The organism is Brevibacillus sp. TJ4 (genome assembly GCF_044627595.2).
Taxonomy (GTDB): domain Bacteria; phylum Bacillota; class Bacilli; order Brevibacillales; family Brevibacillaceae; genus Brevibacillus.
Window position 1 is genome coordinate 2,252,196 of the sequence record NZ_CP185865.1, and the last position, 18,826, is coordinate 2,271,021.

The 18,826-nt window shown below is 52.9% G+C and carries 19 protein-coding genes; 2 read left to right on the plus strand and 17 right to left on the minus strand.

Annotation, left to right across the window (positions count from 1 at the left end; all coding sequences use genetic code 11):
* Positions 1-100 precede the first annotated feature (100 nt).
* The 6 genes from dacB to ACAF76_RS10995 form a co-directional block, all read right to left on the minus strand.
* Positions 101-1,504, minus strand: coding sequence for a D-alanyl-D-alanine carboxypeptidase/D-alanyl-D-alanine endopeptidase (dacB, locus tag ACAF76_RS10970; protein ID WP_400163591.1), 1,404 nt, complete (start codon positions 1,502-1,504; stop codon positions 101-103).
* A gap of 18 nt (positions 1,505-1,522) precedes the next feature.
* Entirely contained in the window at positions 1,523-2,509 is a 987-nt protein-coding gene (locus ACAF76_RS10975; protein WP_400163592.1) for an ABC transporter ATP-binding protein, read from the minus strand.
* Complete coding sequence (locus ACAF76_RS10980; RefSeq protein WP_400163593.1) at positions 2,506-3,504, minus strand: ABC transporter ATP-binding protein; 999 nt, start codon at positions 3,502-3,504, stop codon at positions 2,506-2,508. The genes ACAF76_RS10975 and ACAF76_RS10980 overlap by 4 nt, the downstream gene beginning before the upstream one ends.
* Before the next feature lie 48 nt (positions 3,505-3,552).
* The gene (locus tag ACAF76_RS10985; protein WP_400163594.1) at positions 3,553-4,449 is read right to left on the minus strand and encodes an ABC transporter permease; all 897 of its coding nucleotides are present in this window, start codon (positions 4,447-4,449) and stop codon (positions 3,553-3,555) included.
* A 201-nt stretch (positions 4,450-4,650) separates the two neighbouring features.
* Entirely contained in the window at positions 4,651-5,571 is a 921-nt protein-coding gene (locus tag ACAF76_RS10990; RefSeq protein WP_400163595.1) for an ABC transporter permease, read from the minus strand.
* Between the two features lie 38 nt (positions 5,572-5,609).
* Positions 5,610-7,193 carry an ABC transporter substrate-binding protein gene (locus ACAF76_RS10995; RefSeq protein WP_400163596.1) on the minus strand — a complete coding sequence of 528 codons (1,584 nt, stop codon included), beginning with the start codon at positions 7,191-7,193 and terminating at the stop codon, positions 5,610-5,612.
* Positions 7,194-7,705: 512 nt separating this feature from the next.
* Between ACAF76_RS10995 and ACAF76_RS11000 the strand changes: the two genes are divergently transcribed.
* On the plus strand, positions 7,706-8,089 hold the full coding sequence (locus ACAF76_RS11000) for a VOC family protein (RefSeq protein WP_400163597.1): 384 nt from the start codon (positions 7,706-7,708) through the stop codon (positions 8,087-8,089).
* A 160-nt stretch (positions 8,090-8,249) separates the two neighbouring features.
* Here ACAF76_RS11000 and nadR read toward each other — a convergent pair whose 3' ends face one another.
* The 5 genes from nadR to ACAF76_RS11025 all read right to left on the minus strand — a co-directional run bounded on the left by nadR (position 8,250) and on the right by ACAF76_RS11025 (position 11,935).
* A complete protein-coding gene (gene nadR, locus ACAF76_RS11005; protein ID WP_400163598.1) occupies positions 8,250-9,284 on the minus strand; it encodes a multifunctional transcriptional regulator/nicotinamide-nucleotide adenylyltransferase/ribosylnicotinamide kinase NadR in 1,035 nt (344 codons plus the stop codon).
* On the minus strand, positions 9,281-9,970 hold the full coding sequence (gene pnuC, locus ACAF76_RS11010) for a nicotinamide riboside transporter PnuC (protein ID WP_400163599.1): 690 nt from the start codon (positions 9,968-9,970) through the stop codon (positions 9,281-9,283). Before pnuC ends, nadR begins: the two co-directional genes overlap by 4 nt.
* A 108-nt stretch (positions 9,971-10,078) precedes the next feature.
* The gene (locus tag ACAF76_RS11015; RefSeq protein ID WP_400163600.1) at positions 10,079-10,990 is read right to left on the minus strand and encodes an NUDIX hydrolase; all 912 of its coding nucleotides are present in this window, start codon (positions 10,988-10,990) and stop codon (positions 10,079-10,081) included.
* Positions 10,991-11,128: 138 nt separating this feature from the next.
* On the minus strand, positions 11,129-11,695 hold the full coding sequence (locus ACAF76_RS11020) for a spore coat protein (RefSeq protein WP_400163601.1): 567 nt from the start codon (positions 11,693-11,695) through the stop codon (positions 11,129-11,131).
* A gap of 69 nt (positions 11,696-11,764) precedes the next feature.
* Complete coding sequence (locus ACAF76_RS11025) at positions 11,765-11,935, minus strand: hypothetical protein (RefSeq protein WP_400163602.1); 171 nt, start codon at positions 11,933-11,935, stop codon at positions 11,765-11,767.
* A 169-nt stretch (positions 11,936-12,104) separates the two neighbouring features.
* On the opposite strand from ACAF76_RS11025, the gene ACAF76_RS11030 reads away from it, so the two are divergent.
* Positions 12,105-12,455 carry a DUF2512 family protein gene (locus ACAF76_RS11030; RefSeq protein ID WP_400163603.1) on the plus strand — a complete coding sequence of 117 codons (351 nt, stop codon included), beginning with the start codon at positions 12,105-12,107 and terminating at the stop codon, positions 12,453-12,455.
* 62 nt (positions 12,456-12,517) lie between these two features.
* Here ACAF76_RS11030 and ACAF76_RS11035 read toward each other — a convergent pair whose 3' ends face one another.
* The 6 genes from ACAF76_RS11035 to ACAF76_RS11060 all read right to left on the minus strand — a co-directional run bounded on the left by ACAF76_RS11035 (position 12,518) and on the right by ACAF76_RS11060 (position 18,814).
* The gene (locus ACAF76_RS11035; RefSeq protein ID WP_400163604.1) at positions 12,518-13,975 is read right to left on the minus strand and encodes an aldehyde dehydrogenase family protein; all 1,458 of its coding nucleotides are present in this window, start codon (positions 13,973-13,975) and stop codon (positions 12,518-12,520) included.
* A gap of 157 nt (positions 13,976-14,132) precedes the next feature.
* On the minus strand, positions 14,133-15,083 hold the full coding sequence (locus ACAF76_RS11040; RefSeq protein WP_400163605.1) for a D-2-hydroxyacid dehydrogenase: 951 nt from the start codon (positions 15,081-15,083) through the stop codon (positions 14,133-14,135).
* Between the two features lie 88 nt (positions 15,084-15,171).
* The gene (locus ACAF76_RS11045; protein ID WP_400163606.1) at positions 15,172-16,101 is read right to left on the minus strand and encodes a DMT family transporter; all 930 of its coding nucleotides are present in this window, start codon (positions 16,099-16,101) and stop codon (positions 15,172-15,174) included.
* 120 nt (positions 16,102-16,221) lie between these two features.
* Positions 16,222-16,962 (minus strand): oxygen-insensitive NADPH nitroreductase, encoded by a 741-nt coding sequence (nfsA, locus tag ACAF76_RS11050; RefSeq protein WP_400163607.1) that lies wholly within the window; start codon positions 16,960-16,962, stop codon positions 16,222-16,224.
* Between the two features lie 48 nt (positions 16,963-17,010).
* Positions 17,011-17,271: a DUF2573 family protein gene (locus ACAF76_RS11055; protein WP_400163608.1), complete on the minus strand. Its 261-nt coding sequence runs from the start codon at positions 17,269-17,271 to the stop codon at positions 17,011-17,013.
* Positions 17,272-17,383: 112 nt separating this feature from the next.
* On the minus strand, positions 17,384-18,814 hold the full coding sequence (locus ACAF76_RS11060) for a sodium:solute symporter (RefSeq protein WP_400163609.1): 1,431 nt from the start codon (positions 18,812-18,814) through the stop codon (positions 17,384-17,386).
* Positions 18,815-18,826 lie beyond the last annotated feature (12 nt).

Here is an 18,826-nt window from a genome sequence, read left to right on the forward strand (position 1 = left end):
CCAATTTCGCCGTTTATCAATAGTAGTTTTCTGAAAAATTCAAAAAATAAAAAAACCTATCTTCCCCAAGACTTAGTCCTCGGGTCGATAGGCTGTTCTTTTACAAAGCTGCCAATGCTTGCAGAATCCGGTCTTCCTGCGCTTTCAAATAATCCGTTTCCCCCGGGTAGCGGTTCGCCATGATCGAAAAGATGATTCTTTCTCCGTCCGGCAAATCGGCATATCCCGATAGACTGCTGACGGACGTAAGCGTGCCTGTCTTGGCAAACACCCGGCGATAGAGCGGGCTGTCCTTCAATCTGTTTTCCAGCGTCCCATCCACTCCGGCGCAAGGAAACGAGTGAACCAGATCTTCGTATTCCGGTCTGGAGGCGATCGCTTGCAGCAAGGTGAAAAGCTGGCGTGGACTCACCAGGTTGTAGGGACTGAGCCCGGAGCCATCCCGCCATTGGTACATCCCGGCAATGCCCAGCTCTTGCAACACTTCACGGACGACCTCGACTCCGGCTTCGGCACTGCCTTCGCCTTTGCAGACGGCACCCAACGTCTTCAGCAGCATCTCTGCGTAGTGGTTGTCGCTCGTCTTGTTCAGATGCTTGGCGATTTCCCGCAGAGGAGCCGAGTACAGCTCGGCGATAAGGGTACGATTCACGGGTACGGCACCATTTTGCACCTTGGATTGCGGGGAAAGGACAACCCCAGCCCCCTCCAGGCTTTCCCGCAGCAAGGTTCCCAGGTAGAGGGCCGGTTCGTCGACTGTTACCAGCTTCTCCCCTTCCTCGCCTACAGGAAGGTTCCCTGTCACGCGGATCACGTTGCTGCCGCGCAGCCTGATAATCTCCAGCGTGTTTTCCTCGCCTGCCGCGACTGTTTTGGCTTCCGACAACACATGTACATATCGGGTATTCGGCAAAAGCGAGAGCTGCACCGGCTCGCCGCTTCTCCCACCCGGCTTGTACACCAGTTGAACTGTCCCGCGATTGATCGACAGCGCGCTGGTCTGTGCGCTGTAATACTCCGACTCATAGTCCCAGGCCCAGCCATTCCCAAGCCGCTGCTCATCAAAAAACGAAGCGTCCACGTACAGATTGCCATCGATCTGACGGATGTTTTTCTCCCTAATCGCGTCTACGAGATTGCGCAGCGACACGCCGGCCACTGCCTGAAACAATTCATCCGTGTACAGGGAAGGGTCGCCGTATCCTTTCACATACAAATCCCCTCGCAGGATGCCGTCACGCAGCTCACCTGTATACGCCACTTCCGTCTTGAAGCGGTAATCTCCGCCCAACCGCACGAGAGCGGTGGCCACGGTCACGATCTTCGTATTGGAAGCAGGTGTAAACAGCTTGTCGGCGTCATGGGAAAACCACGGCTGCTGGTCGGATGCTAGATTCATCGGCTGGACCAGGACACCGATGGATGCGCCCGTCTGCTCCACTTCACGCACAATTTCTCGCAATCGTTTCTGCAAGAGATTTTCTTCGGCACGAGCTTCGATCATATCCACACCCCGTTTTTGCTAGATTTGCGATGATTGTTCATACAGATGGCAGCTTACAAAATGCCCCTTTTCCACCTCAATCTGACGCGGCTTTTCCTGTTCACAGACACTCATGCGCATCGGGCAGCGCGGATGGAACGCACAGCCTTTGGGCGGCGAAATGGGATTGGGCACGTCGCCTTGCAAAATGATTCTTTCCTTTTTTACATCGGGATCAAGCGACGGGATGGCAGAGATCAGCGCCTGGGTATACGGGTGCAACGGATTCTCGAACAGCTGCCGCTTGTCAGCGAGCTCGACCATTTTCCCCAGGTACATGACGCCGATGCGATCGCTCACATATTTGACGACGCTCAAATCATGGGCGATAAAAATATACGTCAGCCCCAATGTTTTTTTCAATTGCTGAAACACATTTAAAATTTGCGCCTGTACGGATACGTCCAGTGCTGAGACTGGTTCATCGGCGATAATCAGCGCCGGATTGACAGCAATCGCTCTGGCGATCCCGATCCGCTGACGCTGCCCGCCGCTGAATTCATGCGGGTAGCGGCCGGCGTGCTTGGGACTCAGCCCTACGTTTACGAGCAGTTCGGCAACCAGCTCTTTTCTCTCTTTTGCGTTTTTCCCGATATGATGCGTCGACAACGCCTCAGCCAGAATCGATTCTACAGTCAATTGCGGGTTTAGGGAAGCATACGGGTCCTGAAACACAATCTGCATGTCACTGCGCAATTTTCGCAGTTCCTGCCTGGACAGATTCGTCACTTCCCTGCCTTTGAATCTGATAGAGCCGGCAGTCGGTTCGATCAGTCTGAGGATGCTTCTGCCCATCGTCGATTTGCCGCATCCGCTTTCGCCGACAATCCCCAATGTTTCGCCTTTTTGAACCGAAAAGGAGATGTTATCCACCGCTTTGACAAAGGTGCTGCTCTTCTTGAACAACCCGTTGTTGACGGGGAAGTACACTTGCAGATCATTTACGTCCAGCAACGCATCTGTCATGCGATCACCTCTTGTTTCTCATACATCCAGCATCTCACCCGTTGTTCGCCTCGTTCCATCAGCGGCGGATTTTCCAAACGGCATTTTTCAAATGCCTGCGGACATCTGGCATAGAACGGACAGCCTGTCTGAATTACGCCGAGATTGGGCACGCTGCCGACGATTGGCTCCAATGGCTTGTCGCTGTCGTCGTCCATATTCGGAACCGAGTTGAGCAGGCCGATTGTATAGGGATGTTTGGGGTTTTTCAACAGCTCGCGGACACTGCCCTGTTCTACGATCTGGCCGTAGTACATGACCATGACGCGATCCGCCATCTCCGCGACGACTCCCAGATCGTGTGTAATCAGCAGAATCGCCGTCTTGTAGTCCTTTTTCAAATTGTTCATCAAATCCAAAATTTGCGCCTGGATGGTCACATCGAGCGCAGTCGTCGGCTCATCGGCGATCAGCAGCTTGGGCGTACACGCCATCGCCATCGCAATCATCACCCGCTGCCTCATCCCGCCCGACAATTGATGGGGGTACTCATCCATAATTTTTTCCGCGCGTGGAATACCGACTTTTTTCAGCATTTCCACGGTTTTTTCCCTGATCTCCTGCTTGGAGAGGGTCGAGTGCAGCGTGAGCACTTCCCCGATCTGCTCGCCGATCTTGTGCACCGGGTTCAAGGAAGTCATCGGTTCCTGAAAAATCATGGACATTGTATTTCCGCGAACGGCGCGCATTTCCCGTTCTGTCAGCTGGTTTAGATCCTGGTCCTGGAAGAGGATTTTTCCTTCGATGATTCCCGTATTTTTCGGAATCAGCCTCATCAGCGACAAAGACGTCACACTTTTTCCACAGCCTGACTCGCCAACCAGTGCAAGTGTTTCCCCTTCCCGGATGCTCAGATTCACATCTTTTACGGCCGGGATTGTTCGACCGTTTTCTGCTTTGAAGAGTATGTTCAGATTCTCTACCGTCAACAGATCATTTCCGCTTGTCTCCGCCATCGTACCGCTCCCTTCTTCATTTTGCAGCTATCCCGTCTGTTCGTTCCTCTATTTGATTCTGGAATCGAGAGCGTCACGCAAGCCATCTCCGAGCAGGTTGAAACCAAGCACGACCAGCATGATCGCCAATCCCGGGAACAGTGTCATCCACCACGCCTGGGTAAGGAACGATTTTCCGACAAAGACCAGTGCTCCCCATTCCGGATTGGGCGGCTGGGCCCCCAGTCCGAGGAAGCTCAAAGCTGCTGCCGACAAGATGCTGGAACCGAACTGCACAGTAGCCAAAACAATAATCGGAGAAGCCACGTTGGGCAGGATGTGTTTGAAAATGATCTTGCCGTCACTGACACCTAACGCCCTGGCAGATTCTACGTACTCCTTCTCCCTGACAGCCAGCACCGATCCCCTGACGACACGGACGAATGACGGGATGACGGAAATCGCGACGGCGATCATCGCATTCGTCAGCCCTACCCCAAGTACCGCTACGATGGCAATCGCCATCAGCAACGAAGGAAATGCCAGGAGAATATCCATCACCTGCATAATGTAAATGTCCAGCTTCCGGTAGTAGCCGGCTATGACGCCAAGCAGCACGCCGACGCTTCCGGCGATTGCGACCGCCACCAGGCCCATCAGCAAAGAGACGCGGCCTCCGTACAGAATTCGCGTGAATATGTCCCTGCCAAACTCATCCGTTCCGAGCCAGTGACTGGCACTTGGCGGCAGCAGGGCTTCCTCATACCTCATCTCGTTTACCGGATATTGTGCCAGAACCGGCGCCAAAACAGAGATGGTGACAAAAAAAAGCAATATGCCCCCGCCAAAGATGGCACCTTTGTTTTTTCTTAATTTTTTCCAGGCTATGGCAATTGTCGATACCGCTGCCGTTTCCACCTCCTCCGGCACGACGGTTCGTACATTGCTTTCCACTTTTGCATCCATCCGGTTGAACTCCCCTCTTGAGATGTGTGCTCCAACATTCGCCTGCCCAGCGGCAATCCAGCTAGCGCCACGCCTTTTGATGCAGGCAAAAGCCTTGGTACCCCAAAGGGCTCAAGCCTCCCTATGTTTCCATTTGGTCGTACAAGAGAGCGACAAGCTATCCGGCAGATGCGAATAGCTTGCCATTTCCCTTGTCTTCCTTTACTCGTAACGTATCCGCGGGTCGAGTTTTGTGTAGAGCATGTCTACGATCAAATTGACCACGATAAACAGGAATGCCATAAAGAGAATCAATCCTTGCACAGTCGGCATGTCCCGCGTCGCGATCGCGGAGACGATCAGGCTTCCCAGACCCGGCAGGGCAAAAACGGTTTCCGTCACGACCGCTCCCGCCATGAGAGCGCCGAACTGCAAGCCAATCAACGTCGTGACCGGAATCATTGCGTTTTGCAGGCTGTGGCGGAAGATCAGACGCAGCAGGTTTGCCCCTTTTGCCTGGGCGGTACGAATGTAGTCCTGCTTGATTACTTCCAGCATGCTGGAACGCGTCATCCTTGCGATATTTCCTGCCGTCCCCAACCCCAATGTCAGGGAGGGCAGGATCAGCGAATAAAATCCGCTGTAACCCGAGATCGGAAACCAGCCGAGATGATAGGCAAACAGCAGCATGAGAAACAAGGCGATCCAGAAGCTGGGGGCCGAAATCCCGATCAGGGAAATCGCCATCACGAGCTGATCAAAAATCGTATTTTGTTTCATCGCTGCAATCACGCCGATCAGGATTCCAAAAATCGAGCCAAAGACAATACTGTACAAAGCGAGCTGAAAGGTAATCGGAAAGCGGTTCAGAATCTCTTCGATCACGGTATACCCCGTCACGTACGAGGTTCCCAGATCGCCCTGGAACACGCCTTTCATATACGTGAGATATTGGACCGGCAATGGCTTGTCCAGGCCAAGTTTGCTCTCCAGTTGTTGAATCGACTCTTCCGTCGCGAAGTCACCGAGAATATAGCGGACCGGATCACCGGGGATGAGATGGAGCATCAGAAATACCAGTACGGATACACCGATCAAGGTGATGCCCATCGTAAACAATCGCTTGAGCAGGTAAGACGGCAACCGAAGCCCCCCCATTTACTTTGCTTTCTTTTTTGTGATTATTCTGTCACCTTTACATTGTCCCAAATAATTCTGTTGCTGATCGGATGTTTCTGGAAGTTCTCCAGACCGCGTACAGCCGTGATGCTCTCCCGGACGAAAAGAGGGACCCATGGCGATTGTTCGAGCAGGTACTCCTGCGCCTGGTCATACAGTTGCTGACGTGCTGCAGGGTCCATCTCCACCCGTGCTTTTCTCAGAATTTCGTCCAGCTCATCGACCTCGTAATGCAGACGGGTCGATCTGCCTTTTCCGAAGAGCAGGAAATACATGACATCCGCGTCGAACCAGCCGTAGCTCCACAGAATCATCTGATGCGATCCTTGCGGTGTTTGCTCAATGATGGCTGCGGATTCCTTCACCGTCAATTTCACGTCAATGCCGATTTCATGCAATTGATGCTGCAAAATTTGTGCGACGCGCTGCATCACCGGTTCGTTTTGCACCCACATCTCCACCGAAAACGGTTTTCCATCCTTCATGACAATTCCATCGCTGTTTGTCTGATTCCAGCCTGCTTCTGCCAAAAGCTGTTTTGCCTTTTCCTTGTCTTGCGCGAATTTTTGGCGGGCCTTTTCCTCAATCGCCGGGTTGTGTCCGTTGACGACTGCCGGAAGTGGACCAAATACAGGCTGCCCTGCTCCCCGCAGTGCATTTTGAATCAGCGGATCGCGATCTACGGCCAGCGCGATTGCCTCGCGTACCCTTACGTCCTGGAAGATCGGCAGCTTGTTGTTCCAGCCGAGGTAGTACATGACGTAATCAGATACCCGTTCCAGTTCTACACCTGGTTCTTTTTCCAGTTCTTCTACGTATTGAAAGGGGACATCCAGCAGGACGTTGACGCTTCCCCGCTTGAATTCCAGGATTCGCGTCTCGTCATCCGGGATGAAGCGGTAGGTTACCTGGCTAAAGCCGGGTTCTCCGCCTCCCCACTCATACTTCTCAAAAGGCTTGTACACAACGGAATCCCCGCGTTTGACCTCGACCAGCTCCAAAGGACCTGCGGCAACCGGCATTCTGTCAGAGCCGCCCTCCATCGCAGCTACATCCAGAGGCGCCAGATAGGCGGATGTGGCATTGCTGAAAAACGGCGCGTACGGTTCTTCCCATGTCAATTTAAACGAATATTCGCCGAGAACTTCGATGTTTGTAATCGTTCCGGCATTCGATGCGAACGGAGAGTTTTCCAGGAAACGCTCAAACGATTTTTTCACTGCTTCTGCGTTGATCGGATTCCCGGAATGGAAGACTGCTCCCTCTTTCAGGTGAAAGGTGACTTCCTTCCCTCCATCTCCAACTTCATACTCTTTTACCAGGTTCGGAACGATTTTGCCATCCAGATCCCGTTTGAACAATGTTGCGTACAGATGCTCTGTTGTTTCCCCAATGGACGAGGTTTTGTGGACATCGAGAGAGTCTGGTTCCGAAACAACCGCTACGACAATTTCCCCTTTTGCTCCACCTGTCGTTTCTGATGGATTTGGCGTTGTGTTGCTCTGTTGCCCTGCCGGTGAACATGCAGCGAGTGCGAGAGCACACACGAGACTCGAAACTAGCAATTGTTTAAACGGCTTTTTCATCATACACTGACCCCCTTGTATATAAGCGATTCCCACCACTGCCTGTCTATCTCTATTTTTATGTCTGACAATTACGAAAATTCTATCATCATGTAAGTTGTTCATTCAATACGAATCTATAATAAAATGTATAAAAATTGATAATAAGGAACCATTGCAAACAAAGAACAGAGACTGTTTATATAACACTTTATTTTCCATATTATGAAACAGAAAAAAACCACCGGGCACCAATCTGTTCGGTACATGTGGTTTCTCGATGAAACTGGCTGGAAACAGGAGAGCAAAGAAGCATTCGTATTTCCCGCGTCAACTCCCCTTTCCCCAACTTTGCCAAAAGATAAGTTTTTCGATCCAATGGTTTTATACGCGCTTCTCCGGATGGCGAAGGTGTTAGAAACGGACAGCCGCGGAAACGATTTCACTGCTCTGAAATAATTCTTACTTGACAACTATGTTTAATCGGTATTAAATGATAGCAAACAAATCATTGATGAAGATGGGAGAGCGAAATGGCGAAGAAACGCATCGACCACGTTGGCTTGATCGTAAAAGATTTTGAAAAGGCGATCGAATTTTATCAAACGGTTGTCGGCTTTGAACTGAAGGGCAGAATCACGCACACCAACGGAATCTTTCAGCTTGCCTTCCTCGGCTTTGGCAATTCCGACGAGACGGAACTGGAGATCATTCACGGATACAACGACAATCTGCCGACAGAGGGCAAGGTTCATCACTTTGCTGTGCATGTGGAGAATCTGGAAGAGGAATACGAGCGCGTCAAAAATGTGGGAGCGAAGTTTATCGACGAAGAAATCGTCACCCTGCCGAATGGCTACCGCTATTTTTTTATAAATGGTCCAGAAGGCGAATGGATCGAGTTCTTCCAGCGCTAATTGTGCAATCACCGATTACGATACATGCTTTACCACGTTCAGGTTGCCGGCTCAAAACGGCAACCTGTTTTCGTTTTTCTGCTTGCGCCGCCCGTCATGCCGAACTCACGGTGATCCTGCCGCGTTATCCGCTGCACATGGCGCTCTTGCATCATCCGCATCATCTTTCCAAACATTCGTCGACACAGCGGATGGCCTGCTCCAGCCGCTCCTGGTAGTTCCCCGCAATGCATGTGTAGCGGACGCCAAACTCATCCAGCAATTGCTTGAGCAAGGCGTTGTTGTTCTCCCGAATCTGCTGGTCGCCGAACGAACGGGTACCATCGTCGACCCATTTTACATCCGGTTCGAGAAAAAGCCACAGGTCGTATTGCTGCAAGCGCGCTACCTCGTCGAGGACCGGCTGGCGCTGATTCAGGTACAGCATGGAGAAATACTGGGTCACGATTGCTTCGGTATCGATAAACAGCACCTTGTTTGCTTTTTCCAATTGCACGTTTTCCTGGTGCTTGTGCGCATACGCAATTTCCGGGTAATCCTGCGGCAGTGTAATCGTCTCGCAGTCCCCCAGCCTTTCGTAATACGTGCGGCCCCATTCCTCCACGTACGTCGTGTTGTAGAGAGTGGCCAGATTGCGGACGAGCGTCGACTTCCCGCAGCTTTCCGTACCGACGACGACCACTTTTTTGGCAAAATAGGGTTTTACGACATCCGGCAGCATATGCCAGTGCTTCATTACCCCTTCGTCTCGCAGCTTGGTGCCAGAGATCGGATAGGCGGACCGCTCGGCGTCGATTACGACATGGCGGGCGTCGGGATACAGCTTGCGGAAAATGTCCGTATAGGCATGCTCCGAGCTGAACACCGTATCAATCGGCTTTCCGATCGCAGCGCGAATTCCTTCTGCGCCTCTCTCCCAGTCGGAAAATTGCCCCGTCTGCTGCTCGTAAACGGCGTGGACATGGACATGCGGCATGTCTTTCGTCAACTGCGTCCACCAGCGCAGCCGGATGCGAAACGGCACGTGCGCTACTTTGCTGCCCGCACACAATGCTTGTTCTGCTGCTCCGTCATGCGAAACGATGACGTGCAGTTCCTCTACCATGGTCGATGCGCGGATCATCGCGTATACATGACCCATATGGGGGCACGGGAGGAATTTCCCCCCGTACATCCCTACCTTTCCGCTGATCATTGCTGCAATACCCCCTGTGCTTTCTCCATTTTGAGCCAATTTACATAGCCATAGATAGAGTTGACGAGGAAGGCGGTCCACATCACGACCATGTTCAAATCATTGCCGCCTTGCGAAACGAGCGTGACTACCCACAGCAAGATCGACAGGACATTGACTGCAATCCACAGCACCCATTGCTCGGCATACCGTTTGAGCATGAGGATTTGTGCGAGAATCGAGAGTACGACGGCTGCCGAATCGAGGCGCACCTGCTGGCCGCCGATGTAGTGCAAAAGCTCTGCGTACAAGATGCTGCCTGCAATGGCAATTCCGGCAAGGTAGAGCCAGCCTTTTTTGCTCAGCCGCTTAACTGCCACGTCCTCGCCGATGCTGCTGACGGATGCGCGGTTTTTCGACCACATGTACAAGCCGATGAACTGGACAGGCAGGTAAAACAGACCGTTTAGCATCGCTTCCCCGTACAACCCGTAGCCAAACGCAATATACGCATAGGTAGACGTCTGGATGATGCCAAAGTAGTAGTTGGAGATTTTCCCTTTGGCTACGAGCACTACGCACATCATGCCTGTTAATGAAGAAATCAGCCCAAGCAAGGAATCCTCGAAGGCAAAGAACAAGTAAATGTTGACGACGGTAAACAGGCAAAGCCACACTTTTTCAAATAATGTCCAATCGCGGAACATGGTGAATCCTCCCCTTATTCTATTTTTACCGAATCATCGCAGCAAAGGCGCCTGGCGCTCTGCTGACGCTGCAATCATGCCTGGTTCCCAAGGGCGGTCGGACTGTCCCTACTGATCCGGTTCCCAGTTGGGATTGTATTTGTACAATTTCGACGGCCTATGCCCTGCATTGCGGCGGATGTGGTTCGTCTCCTGTACCTTGTCGGCGATCTTCCGGCGAAATGCCGCGGCCAATAGTTCTTTCCCGAGGATGACCTCAAAGACTTGCTGCAAGTCAGACAAGGTGAACAGCTCAGGAAGCAGGTGGAAGGCGATGTCGGTGTAATCGACCTTGTTGCGCAGCCTCTCCAGCGCATACACAATCATTTTGGCGTGATCGAAAGCGAGGTTGTGCGATTCCACGATCTCCTGGGATACGCTGGAAATCCCTTGCTCCACCGTTTTGCTCACTTTCACCGTAGCCGAGGCGAAATCCGTCTCGTTGCCCAGTCGCAGCTCCACCCACTTCTCGACAATAAAGCCCTTTTCTGTTGCTGTCGTTTTTTTCTGCGTCCACTTGTCCTCCACCCGAAACCACTGTGCGTCTTCGGCATCCTCCCCAGGCTGCACCTGGTACAGCTCGCTGTTGATCAAAGCCATGTACGAGCAACTGATCACTCTCGTGCGCGGGTCGCGCCCCAGATCGCCCCATGTGTACAATTGCTCCAGATACACATTGCTGATGTTCGTTTCCTTTTTCAGCACCCGGATGGCAGCTTCGTCGATGCTCTCGTCAGCGGATACAAACCCTCCCGGCAATGCCCACTTTCCCTGAAAAGGATGCTCGCTGCGCTTCACTAGCAGAATGTTCAGCGCCTTGTCCGCGAGCTTGCGGTAATTTTCCGTCTTTTGCTCCATCACGGTGAAAAGCAGCATGTCGACCGACACGGAAGGACGCAGGTACTTGTTGACATCGTACTCCTTGAGAAACTGCTGTTCGGTCTGTGGTACAGATTTTGTCCGTTTTTCGTTGTTCTCCATGTTATTGCCCCTTTGTTATTATCAATATGTTAATAACAAATCGTTAAAAAGATAATACTGCAATCATTTTTCGCTGTCAATGGAGCAATAGAAAAAAACCAGTGCGCTCCAAAAGGACACGCACTGGTATCGTCTTCGCTACATGACCGCAGGTTGCTGCTGGAATGCGCCGATCATCGTCTGCATTGTATGATCAGCCAATTGAGGTGCCTGGTAATAGCCTTTCATGTTCATGTACTGCCACGTCTCGTAAGCCATTTCCTGACACATGTTCGCGCCATTGACGTGGTACTGCCGGATTTGCGGATCGACACACTCATTCGCCCACAGCATGCTCACTGCGGAACCCGACTTGTGCCAGTTCAGCATGATCGTGCTAATCGTCATGTCAGAGAGGCGTGTCGGGTGCGGATTAGGCTGCGGCATTTGCGGCTGGCGAAGACCTACTGTGGTCGGTTCGGTGCGCTGCATTTGCATTTGCATCGGATGAGCCATTGTTGCCGTGACTTGTACACCTTTTCCAGCCAACAGGTTGATTCCTTGCTGGTACGCGGTGAGCACCATGCGCTGATGCTTCAGAATCATGTTTTTCAAGTGCGGGTCCTGTGCCATCTCTGCTAATAATCCGTGCAGTTCGATCTCTGCATGTTTCGTACGAAGCGCTTCCTGTGTCTCGAGAAATTCATGGGCGGCATATCGTTGCATTCTGGTATCCCTCCTAACGGTTTGGGTCAGTATTGACCCCTACAGTATCGTTTCCGTTCCCAGACGCCGTTATGTAGCGGAGCCTGTACCAGTCCCTCCCGGGTGCGGAGGCGGGTCGATCTGCGAGTTTTCCGGTGCTTTTCTCGTTTGGAACAAATCGGTTGCCCCCGCCATATGCGTTCCTAATATGCTCAGTTCCTCGTTTACTTCTTGCTTCGGACGATTTTCGTCTGCTGCCATCACATTCACTCCTCAGTAAGAATACGTGCTTATTTTGCTCGTTTTGGCCGTCCTGTACTCGGAATGTGTATAAGTTCTCCCGTCTTGTCGCAATTTAATCGTGAACCATCATCTTGACACATGTTAAGGAGACGGAGCTCCTTCACAAATTGAGAAGGGAGTTGTTCATGTGGGTCGTTTTTTGGTAAAAGTCTTACTAAACGGGATCATCCTGGTTCCCTTTTTGTACTGGTTTGCCCAGACCACATTTTGGACCAGCGTATTCGCCGCTCTGGGGCTGACCATCATTGCCTACCTGATTGGAGACCAACTGATTTTGCGCGCTACAAACAATACGGTCGCAACGATTGCTGATGCGATTCTCGCTTTCGTCTATTTGTGGGCGCTGGCTGCATTCTTCGACTGGCCGCTGTCCTGGGGCGAGCTTCTGCTGACAGTGATCGTCCTCGGAGTGGTCGAGCTGTTCTACCACCGCTTTTTGGGAAAGGCCGATCCGAACACCGAGTTGCAAAAGTCGTAACACGCAAACCGGGCTGTCCCGCCGTTGGAAAAACGGTAGGCAGCCCGGTTTCTTGCTTCTTGCTAGAACGGATATTCCCTCGGCTTGGTCTGTACGGAAATCCATTTTACAGTCGTGAATTCATGCAGCGCCCATTCGCCACCGTAGCGGCCCAGCCCGGAGGCCTTCTCACCGCCGAATGCGACGATCGGCTCGTCGTTGACACCCTGGTCATTGACGTGAATCATACCGGTTTCGATTCTCTGCGCCACTTCCACGCCATGCTCGATCGAACCCGCATGCACAGCACCGCTCAGCCCGTACTCGCTGTCATTGGCTACGCGAATCGCCTCTTCCTCATCCTCGACCATGATAACGCCAACGGCTGGCCCGAAAATCTCTTCCTGCGCGATCGGCATATCATTGGTGACATGGGACAAAATGGTCGGCGGGAAGACATTTCCTTCCACTTTTCCTTGCAAGGCGTACTTGGCACCCGCCGCGATGCTTTGCTCCACCAATTTCTGGATGCGCTCCACCTGTCTGTGGTTGATCAGCGGACCTACTACCACATCCTTGTTGCGTGGATCGCCATAAGCCAGTTGTGACGCTTTTTTCACAAACGCGTTGAGAAATTGGTCATAGACCGGACGCTCGACGATGATCCGGTTGAGCGACATGCAAATTTGTCCACTGTTCAAAAACTTCCCGAATGCTGCAGCAGCGGCCGCCCTCTCGATGTCGGCATCCTTGAGCACGATCATCACGTTGTTGCCCCCCAATTCCAGCGCGACCCGCTTCAGATGCCGTCCGCACAACTCGCCGATATGCCGTCCTACGGGAGTCGAGCCGGTAAACGAAATAATTTGCGGGATCGGATGCTCGACGAAGGCATCGCCGATTTCGGCACTTTTGCAAACCGTGACGTTGAACAATCCTTTGGGAATACCCGCATCCTCAAACAGCTTGGCTAAAAACAGACCGCCTGAGATCAAGGTTTGCAGGTCGGGCTTCAGCACTACCCCGTTGCCGGCACCGAGGGCAGGCGCCAATGAGCGCATCGTCAGGTGAAACGGAAAGTTGAACGGGCTGATAATTCCCGCTACCCCGGCTGGCTTGTGGTAAATCCGGTTTTCCTTGCCTGGAATGACCGAAGGCATGATTTTGCCTTGCATGCGGATCGGGAAGGTCGCGGCCTCTTTGAGTATGCCCAATGCCGCATCTGCCTCGATATTCGCCTTGAGATGGGAGGCCCCGTTTTCATGGATGAGAATCTCGATAATTTCCTCCCGCCGTTCGAGCAGCAAGGCGGCAGCTTTCTCCATGATCGCGACGCGTTGGTACGGGTTGATTTGCGCCCATTCCACCTGCGCTTCCTTGGCCGCCTTGTAGGCCTCGTCTATATCCTCGACATTGGCCAGGCGAATTTGCGTCAACGTGCTTTCATCGTAGGGATTATAGTCGGTATGGACAGTTTCGCTGCGTCCTTCCCGCCATGTACCGCCGATATACTGTTTGTTCCAATGTGCAAACTTTGACATGTACGATCCACATCCTCCTTGCCAGATAAAGTCATCTACATTATGATGCTTTCCGCACATTTTATCCGTCGCCCAACAAAACAACCCCTGTCCGTGACGGCGTACACTCGTCTTCGACAGGGGTTGAACATCCTGCTATTCAGTTTCGTTCCTAGTCCTAGTAGCCTGCTCCTCTGTCCACGACGCCTTGGAGAGCCTCGCCCCGTCCGTAGCGGGCGAGATTGTCCAGCAGGTACTGGCCGATTCTCTCCTGTGTACTCGGTCCGGACATATGCGGTGTCACGTAGACGTTGGGCAATTGCCAGAGCGGACTGTCGGCAGGGAGCGGTTCTTGCTGGAAGACATCGAGAATCGCTGCCCGCAGATGTCCAGCCCGCAACACCTCTATCAGTTCGTCCTCGGCAATCAGATGGCCTCTGCCGATATTGACGAGTGTCGCGGAAGGCTTCATAGCCAGCAAGACATCCCGGTTGACGACATGGCGGGTCTGATCGGTCAGCGGCAGGATCAGCACGAGCACATCCAGCTCCCGAACGAACTCAAGCCATTGGTCCGGTCCGAAGTGACGATCGACGAGCTGCGCATCTTTTCCCGAATAGCTCAAGCCGTAGACAGTCATATCGAAAGCGCGTGCCTTTTTGACGATTTCTTTGCCGATCGAGCCGATTCCGGCAATCCCGATTGTTTTCCCGTGCAAAATCTCGGTGACAAACGGCTGCCACTGCTTTTCCTGCTGCGATGCGCGGCTTCTCGCCAGGTCCTGGTAGGTGTACAGCAAATGGGCGAAGACGTATTCGGACATCGGAGGCCCGAATTGGTCGACGATGCGCGAAATGACAACCTGCTCATTGATCGACGGCGAACTGGCCAGATCGTCGACTCCGGCGCCAAGCGACTGAATCCACTTGACGGTTTTTGCCTCCGGACGCTCGAGCAGATGCAAGGGAAACTTCCAGGAGATGATGACCTCTGTCCCGTTCAATTTTTTCTCCGCTTCTTCCGGCGTGGAAGCGGAATCGACCGCAGTGTAGCCTGCCTGTCGAATCATCGCCGCATACTCCTCCGGTTCGCTTGGCGTGTATACGAGAATCTTAGTGCTGTAGCTCATCTCTTGTCCCCCATCCCGAAAAATTGTCGTACAACCATTATAGCTTGAAAATTCACGCATGAGTAGGAAAAAGCCAGCAGCAAGCTCGCTACATATTGTCCGTGCCGGTCATGCCCGGTTTCGTCAGCGACTGTTTTCCTGACTTGCCCTGCTTTGAGGGACGATTTACCAGGTATATGCTGAAGACTATCAGCACGAGTCCGATACACAGCCCGACCGTAACCGCTTCTTTCAGGAAGATCGTTCCGATCAGGACTGCAATCAAGGGTACGAGGAAAGTAAAAGACGCCACCTTGCTCGCTTCGCCTTCATTGACGAGTTTGTAGTAGAGAAGAAAGGCGATCGGCACACCGAGAACGGTACCGTACAGCAAGCCAAGCAAGTACAGTCCGTTCCACTCGATGCTGGCGACGTCTTCCATCCCCAAGCCCAATCCGCTCAAAACCAGCCCGCCAATCACGCACTGCATGGCGATCAGCCAGAGCGAATCGACTTTCGGACTCACCTTTTTCACGTAGATGACCCCCAGTGCCCATGCGATTGCAGTGAGCAAGGCAAGGACCACGCCAAACAGCGAAATGCTGCCGGTAAAGCCATCTGCGCTGATCGCCGCAACGCCCAAAAAGCCGATGACAAGTCCGCCCCCTTTGAGAGCCGTCATTTTTTCGCCCAGCCAAATCCAGGCGAAAACGCCGATCAGTACGGGCTGCAAATACACCAGGACGGAGAAAAGTCCTCCGGGCAAGTAGACGAGCCCAACCGTTTGCATGCCGTAAAACAAAAACGTGTTGAAAAAAGCGGAAATACAATAAATGAGCCAATTTTTTCGCCATTCGATCCGTTTCCAATGCGGCAACAGGAAAAGTGCCATGAGCACACCCCCAAACAAGGTGCGCATGCCCGCAAATAAAATTGGCGGCGTGTACGATAAAGCCACTTTATAAATGGGCCAGCACAAGCCCCAAATCAGGACCAGACTGGCAATAAGCCATGCTGTTTGCTTTGCTTCTCTTCCCACAAAGGGAACCTCCTTAGCTGCTGCCATCGAGAAAAAGAAGAGTGCCGATCCGTCAGATCGGCCCTCCCTGTCACAGTTTTCCATGATCGCATGTAATCATCACTGACGAACGTAAGTTTTTTACGTCAGTTTGTAGCCTTGTTCTTCGACAAATTGCTTCATGTGCGTGCGGCGCGGCTTGTTGACGTAGTCGGCCATTTGCTTCGTCCAGCCGTCCGTAACTTTGCCTCGGGTGCGCCGCTCATAGTAGTCGGCAGAAATCCGCTCATACTCCTCCAAAGCCTCGGCAATCCCCTCGCTCTGGTAGCGCTCCTCGTGGAACACCGCGCGCTTTGGCAGACGCGGTTTTTGTTCAACATCCTGGTCAGGGTATCCCAGGCACATGCCCATGATCGGGATGGTCAGCGACGGCAGGCCCAGCACGTCAGCGACACCGCGCGGATTGTTGCGGATGCCGCCGATCATTACGCCGCCCAAACCGTGCGAACGGGCAGCGATCAGCGCATTCTCCGCTGCCAATGCGGTATCGATCGCAGCTACCAAGAGATTTTCCACACCTTCCGGGGCAAGCTGCTCGCCATTCATCTCGCAGGCGTGTTTCAGCTTGTACAAGTCCGCGCAAAAGACGAGGAATACCGGACATTCCTCGACCCATTTCTGTCCCCCCGCCAGCATGGCCAATTGCTGCTTCGCCTCCTGGCTGCGCACGATGATTACACTGTACGCCTGCACATTGTGCGAGGACGGCGCCCATTGCACACTGGCGAGGACGTCTTCCAGCACCTCCTGGGGGATGGGGGCATCTGTATACTTGCGAATCGATCGGTGGGACTGAATCAGGCGGGTCACTTCTGTTGACATAGCATCCTCCTGTATAGATAGATCACTTGCACGAACCTAGATCAACCTCTAATGCGTCTGGTTTTTCTCCTTGTTCCACTGCTTAATCTGCTCAATTATCCCTCGGATCGTGTCGCGCGCTTCTGCGTGAGCAGGTTCACTCGCCCAGTGCTGCACCAATGGGGGCATGGTCTTGGACATATGCGTGTACAAAATCCACGTCTTGACCATTTCCACGCGCTGCTCCGTCGCTTCCCCAGTCAGCAGCTCTGTATATTTATACAGAAGCTGTTCCAGTTCAGGGAGCGGTGCTTCCTGTTTCTTTTCCATGCGAGAGCCTCCCTTTTCGGCTTTGTTTGCTGCACGTTCTCTTCACCGTTCATTGTACGCAAAAGCGGGCGGGATGAAAAGACTTCCAGTGCACCTGATGCTACCGCTTCGATCAGCCTTGCCTCGTTTCCGCTGCATCTGTCCTGCTCCCCGGCAAAAACAGCGACAGCAAAATCGCCACTGCCGCCGAGACGAGCACACCCCACAGTATGCCCAGTGTCAGAGAGCAGACAGAACCGGAAATCAGCCCGATTCTCGCTCCCCACGGCGACAGACGGGAATTTTGCATCCCCATCGCAAATGCCTGGCTGCGCTGCCTCTTCCACAGCAGACCGACCAGCAGCACCGGGATAACGCCGCCTCCAGCCATCGTGTACGCGAGCGAAAACAAGCCGATGATCGAATCTGCCCACAAAGCAGCCGTCACGGAGAAAATGCCGACGAGAATGACGAGCAGGCGGGCGTATGAGACCAGTTCGCGATCCGCTTTGTGCGGGACAAAAGGTCTGATCAAATCGTTAACGATGATGACGGAAGCAGAGTGAAGCAGCGAAGCGGCACTGGAAATGGCAGCGACGAAAACGAGTGTAAAGAGCAGGAGCGTGGAAAACGCCGACATCTGGTTCATTATCATCCACGGCATCGCCTGGCTTGCTTCCAGCCCTGGATTTTGCACCTTTGCAACCAGCCCGACCAAGGTCGTCAATACGGTGAAGACGATCGCCACGATGCCGGAGTAGAACATCGCCCGGCTGGCAGTGCGGCCATCCTTGGCGGCGAAGCAGCGCTGCCAGTATACTTGGGCAGCGAGAATCCCAAAACATCCCGTAACAAACAGCGTTAGCACCTCAACCAGCGACAAGTTCATCTGCGCCAGATGTCCCGCACCGACGTCCTCTAGTCTCGCCTGCAAGGTAGCCAGGCTGAAATCAACCTTGGCAAACACCTGATAGTAGAAAAACAAGGCAATCGCGATAATCATTCCGCCTTGAATCAGCTCCGTCCACACCACTGAGTAAATCCCGCCGATGCAGGTGTACAAAATAAATACCGCGGAAAAGAAAATGATGATCGGTACGGGATTGGCCCCGGTGAACACGGCAAACAGATCGCCGAGCCCTTTTCCCTGCCCGCCAATCCACGCAATCATAATCGAGGCAGTCAGGATGCCGATGATTGCCCGCGACACCCGATCGCGCACCAGCAGATCATTCATCAGCTCCGCGATCGTGATGTACGTAAAGCGCCCGGCAAATCCGGCAAACAAAAGCGCAAAGAGAATTTTCGCCCCTTGTTCACCTACGACAAACGGGATATTGGCATAGCCGATCTCATATCCTTTGGCGGCATGCCCGACAAAATTGCCCACGCCCATAATCGTGGCGATGTCGGTAAACAGCACCAGAAAAAACGGCAATGTACCGCCGGCGATGGCGAAGTGAAAAAAGCTGTTCCCGGCCTTCTCCCGCATCTTGATCGAAACGATGATAAACACAGCGCACAGTACAATGCTGATCACCCAGGTCATCGCAGCCAACGTCACGTCAATCCCCCC

What these genes read in the sequence shown, in the direction of transcription:
- dacB (WP_400163591.1), bottom strand. Translation starts at nt 1,504, where the DNA reads ATGATCGAAGCTCGTGCCGAAGAAAATCTCTTGCAGAAACGATTGCGA.
- ACAF76_RS10975 (WP_400163592.1), bottom strand. Translation starts at nt 2,509, where the DNA reads ATGACAGATGCGTTGCTGGACGTAAATGATCTGCAAGTGTACTTCCCC.
- ACAF76_RS10980 (WP_400163593.1), bottom strand. Translation starts at nt 3,504, where the DNA reads ATGGCGGAGACAAGCGGAAATGATCTGTTGACGGTAGAGAATCTGAAC.
- ACAF76_RS10985 (WP_400163594.1), bottom strand. Translation starts at nt 4,449, where the DNA reads ATGGATGCAAAAGTGGAAAGCAATGTACGAACCGTCGTGCCGGAGGAG.
- ACAF76_RS10995 (WP_400163596.1), bottom strand. Translation starts at nt 7,193, where the DNA reads ATGAAAAAGCCGTTTAAACAATTGCTAGTTTCGAGTCTCGTGTGTGCT.
- ACAF76_RS11000 (WP_400163597.1), top strand. Translation starts at nt 7,706, where the DNA reads ATGGCGAAGAAACGCATCGACCACGTTGGCTTGATCGTAAAAGATTTT.
- nadR (WP_400163598.1), bottom strand. Translation starts at nt 9,284, where the DNA reads ATGATCAGCGGAAAGGTAGGGATGTACGGGGGGAAATTCCTCCCGTGC.
- pnuC (WP_400163599.1), bottom strand. Translation starts at nt 9,970, where the DNA reads ATGTTCCGCGATTGGACATTATTTGAAAAAGTGTGGCTTTGCCTGTTT.
- ACAF76_RS11015 (WP_400163600.1), bottom strand. Translation starts at nt 10,990, where the DNA reads ATGGAGAACAACGAAAAACGGACAAAATCTGTACCACAGACCGAACAG.
- ACAF76_RS11020 (WP_400163601.1), bottom strand. Translation starts at nt 11,695, where the DNA reads ATGCAACGATATGCCGCCCATGAATTTCTCGAGACACAGGAAGCGCTT.
- ACAF76_RS11025 (WP_400163602.1), bottom strand. Translation starts at nt 11,935, where the DNA reads ATGGCAGCAGACGAAAATCGTCCGAAGCAAGAAGTAAACGAGGAACTG.
- ACAF76_RS11035 (WP_400163604.1), bottom strand. Translation starts at nt 13,975, where the DNA reads ATGTCAAAGTTTGCACATTGGAACAAACAGTATATCGGCGGTACATGG.
- ACAF76_RS11040 (WP_400163605.1), bottom strand. Translation starts at nt 15,083, where the DNA reads ATGAGCTACAGCACTAAGATTCTCGTATACACGCCAAGCGAACCGGAG.
- nfsA (WP_400163607.1), bottom strand. Translation starts at nt 16,962, where the DNA reads ATGTCAACAGAAGTGACCCGCCTGATTCAGTCCCACCGATCGATTCGC.
- ACAF76_RS11055 (WP_400163608.1), bottom strand. Translation starts at nt 17,271, where the DNA reads ATGGAAAAGAAACAGGAAGCACCGCTCCCTGAACTGGAACAGCTTCTG.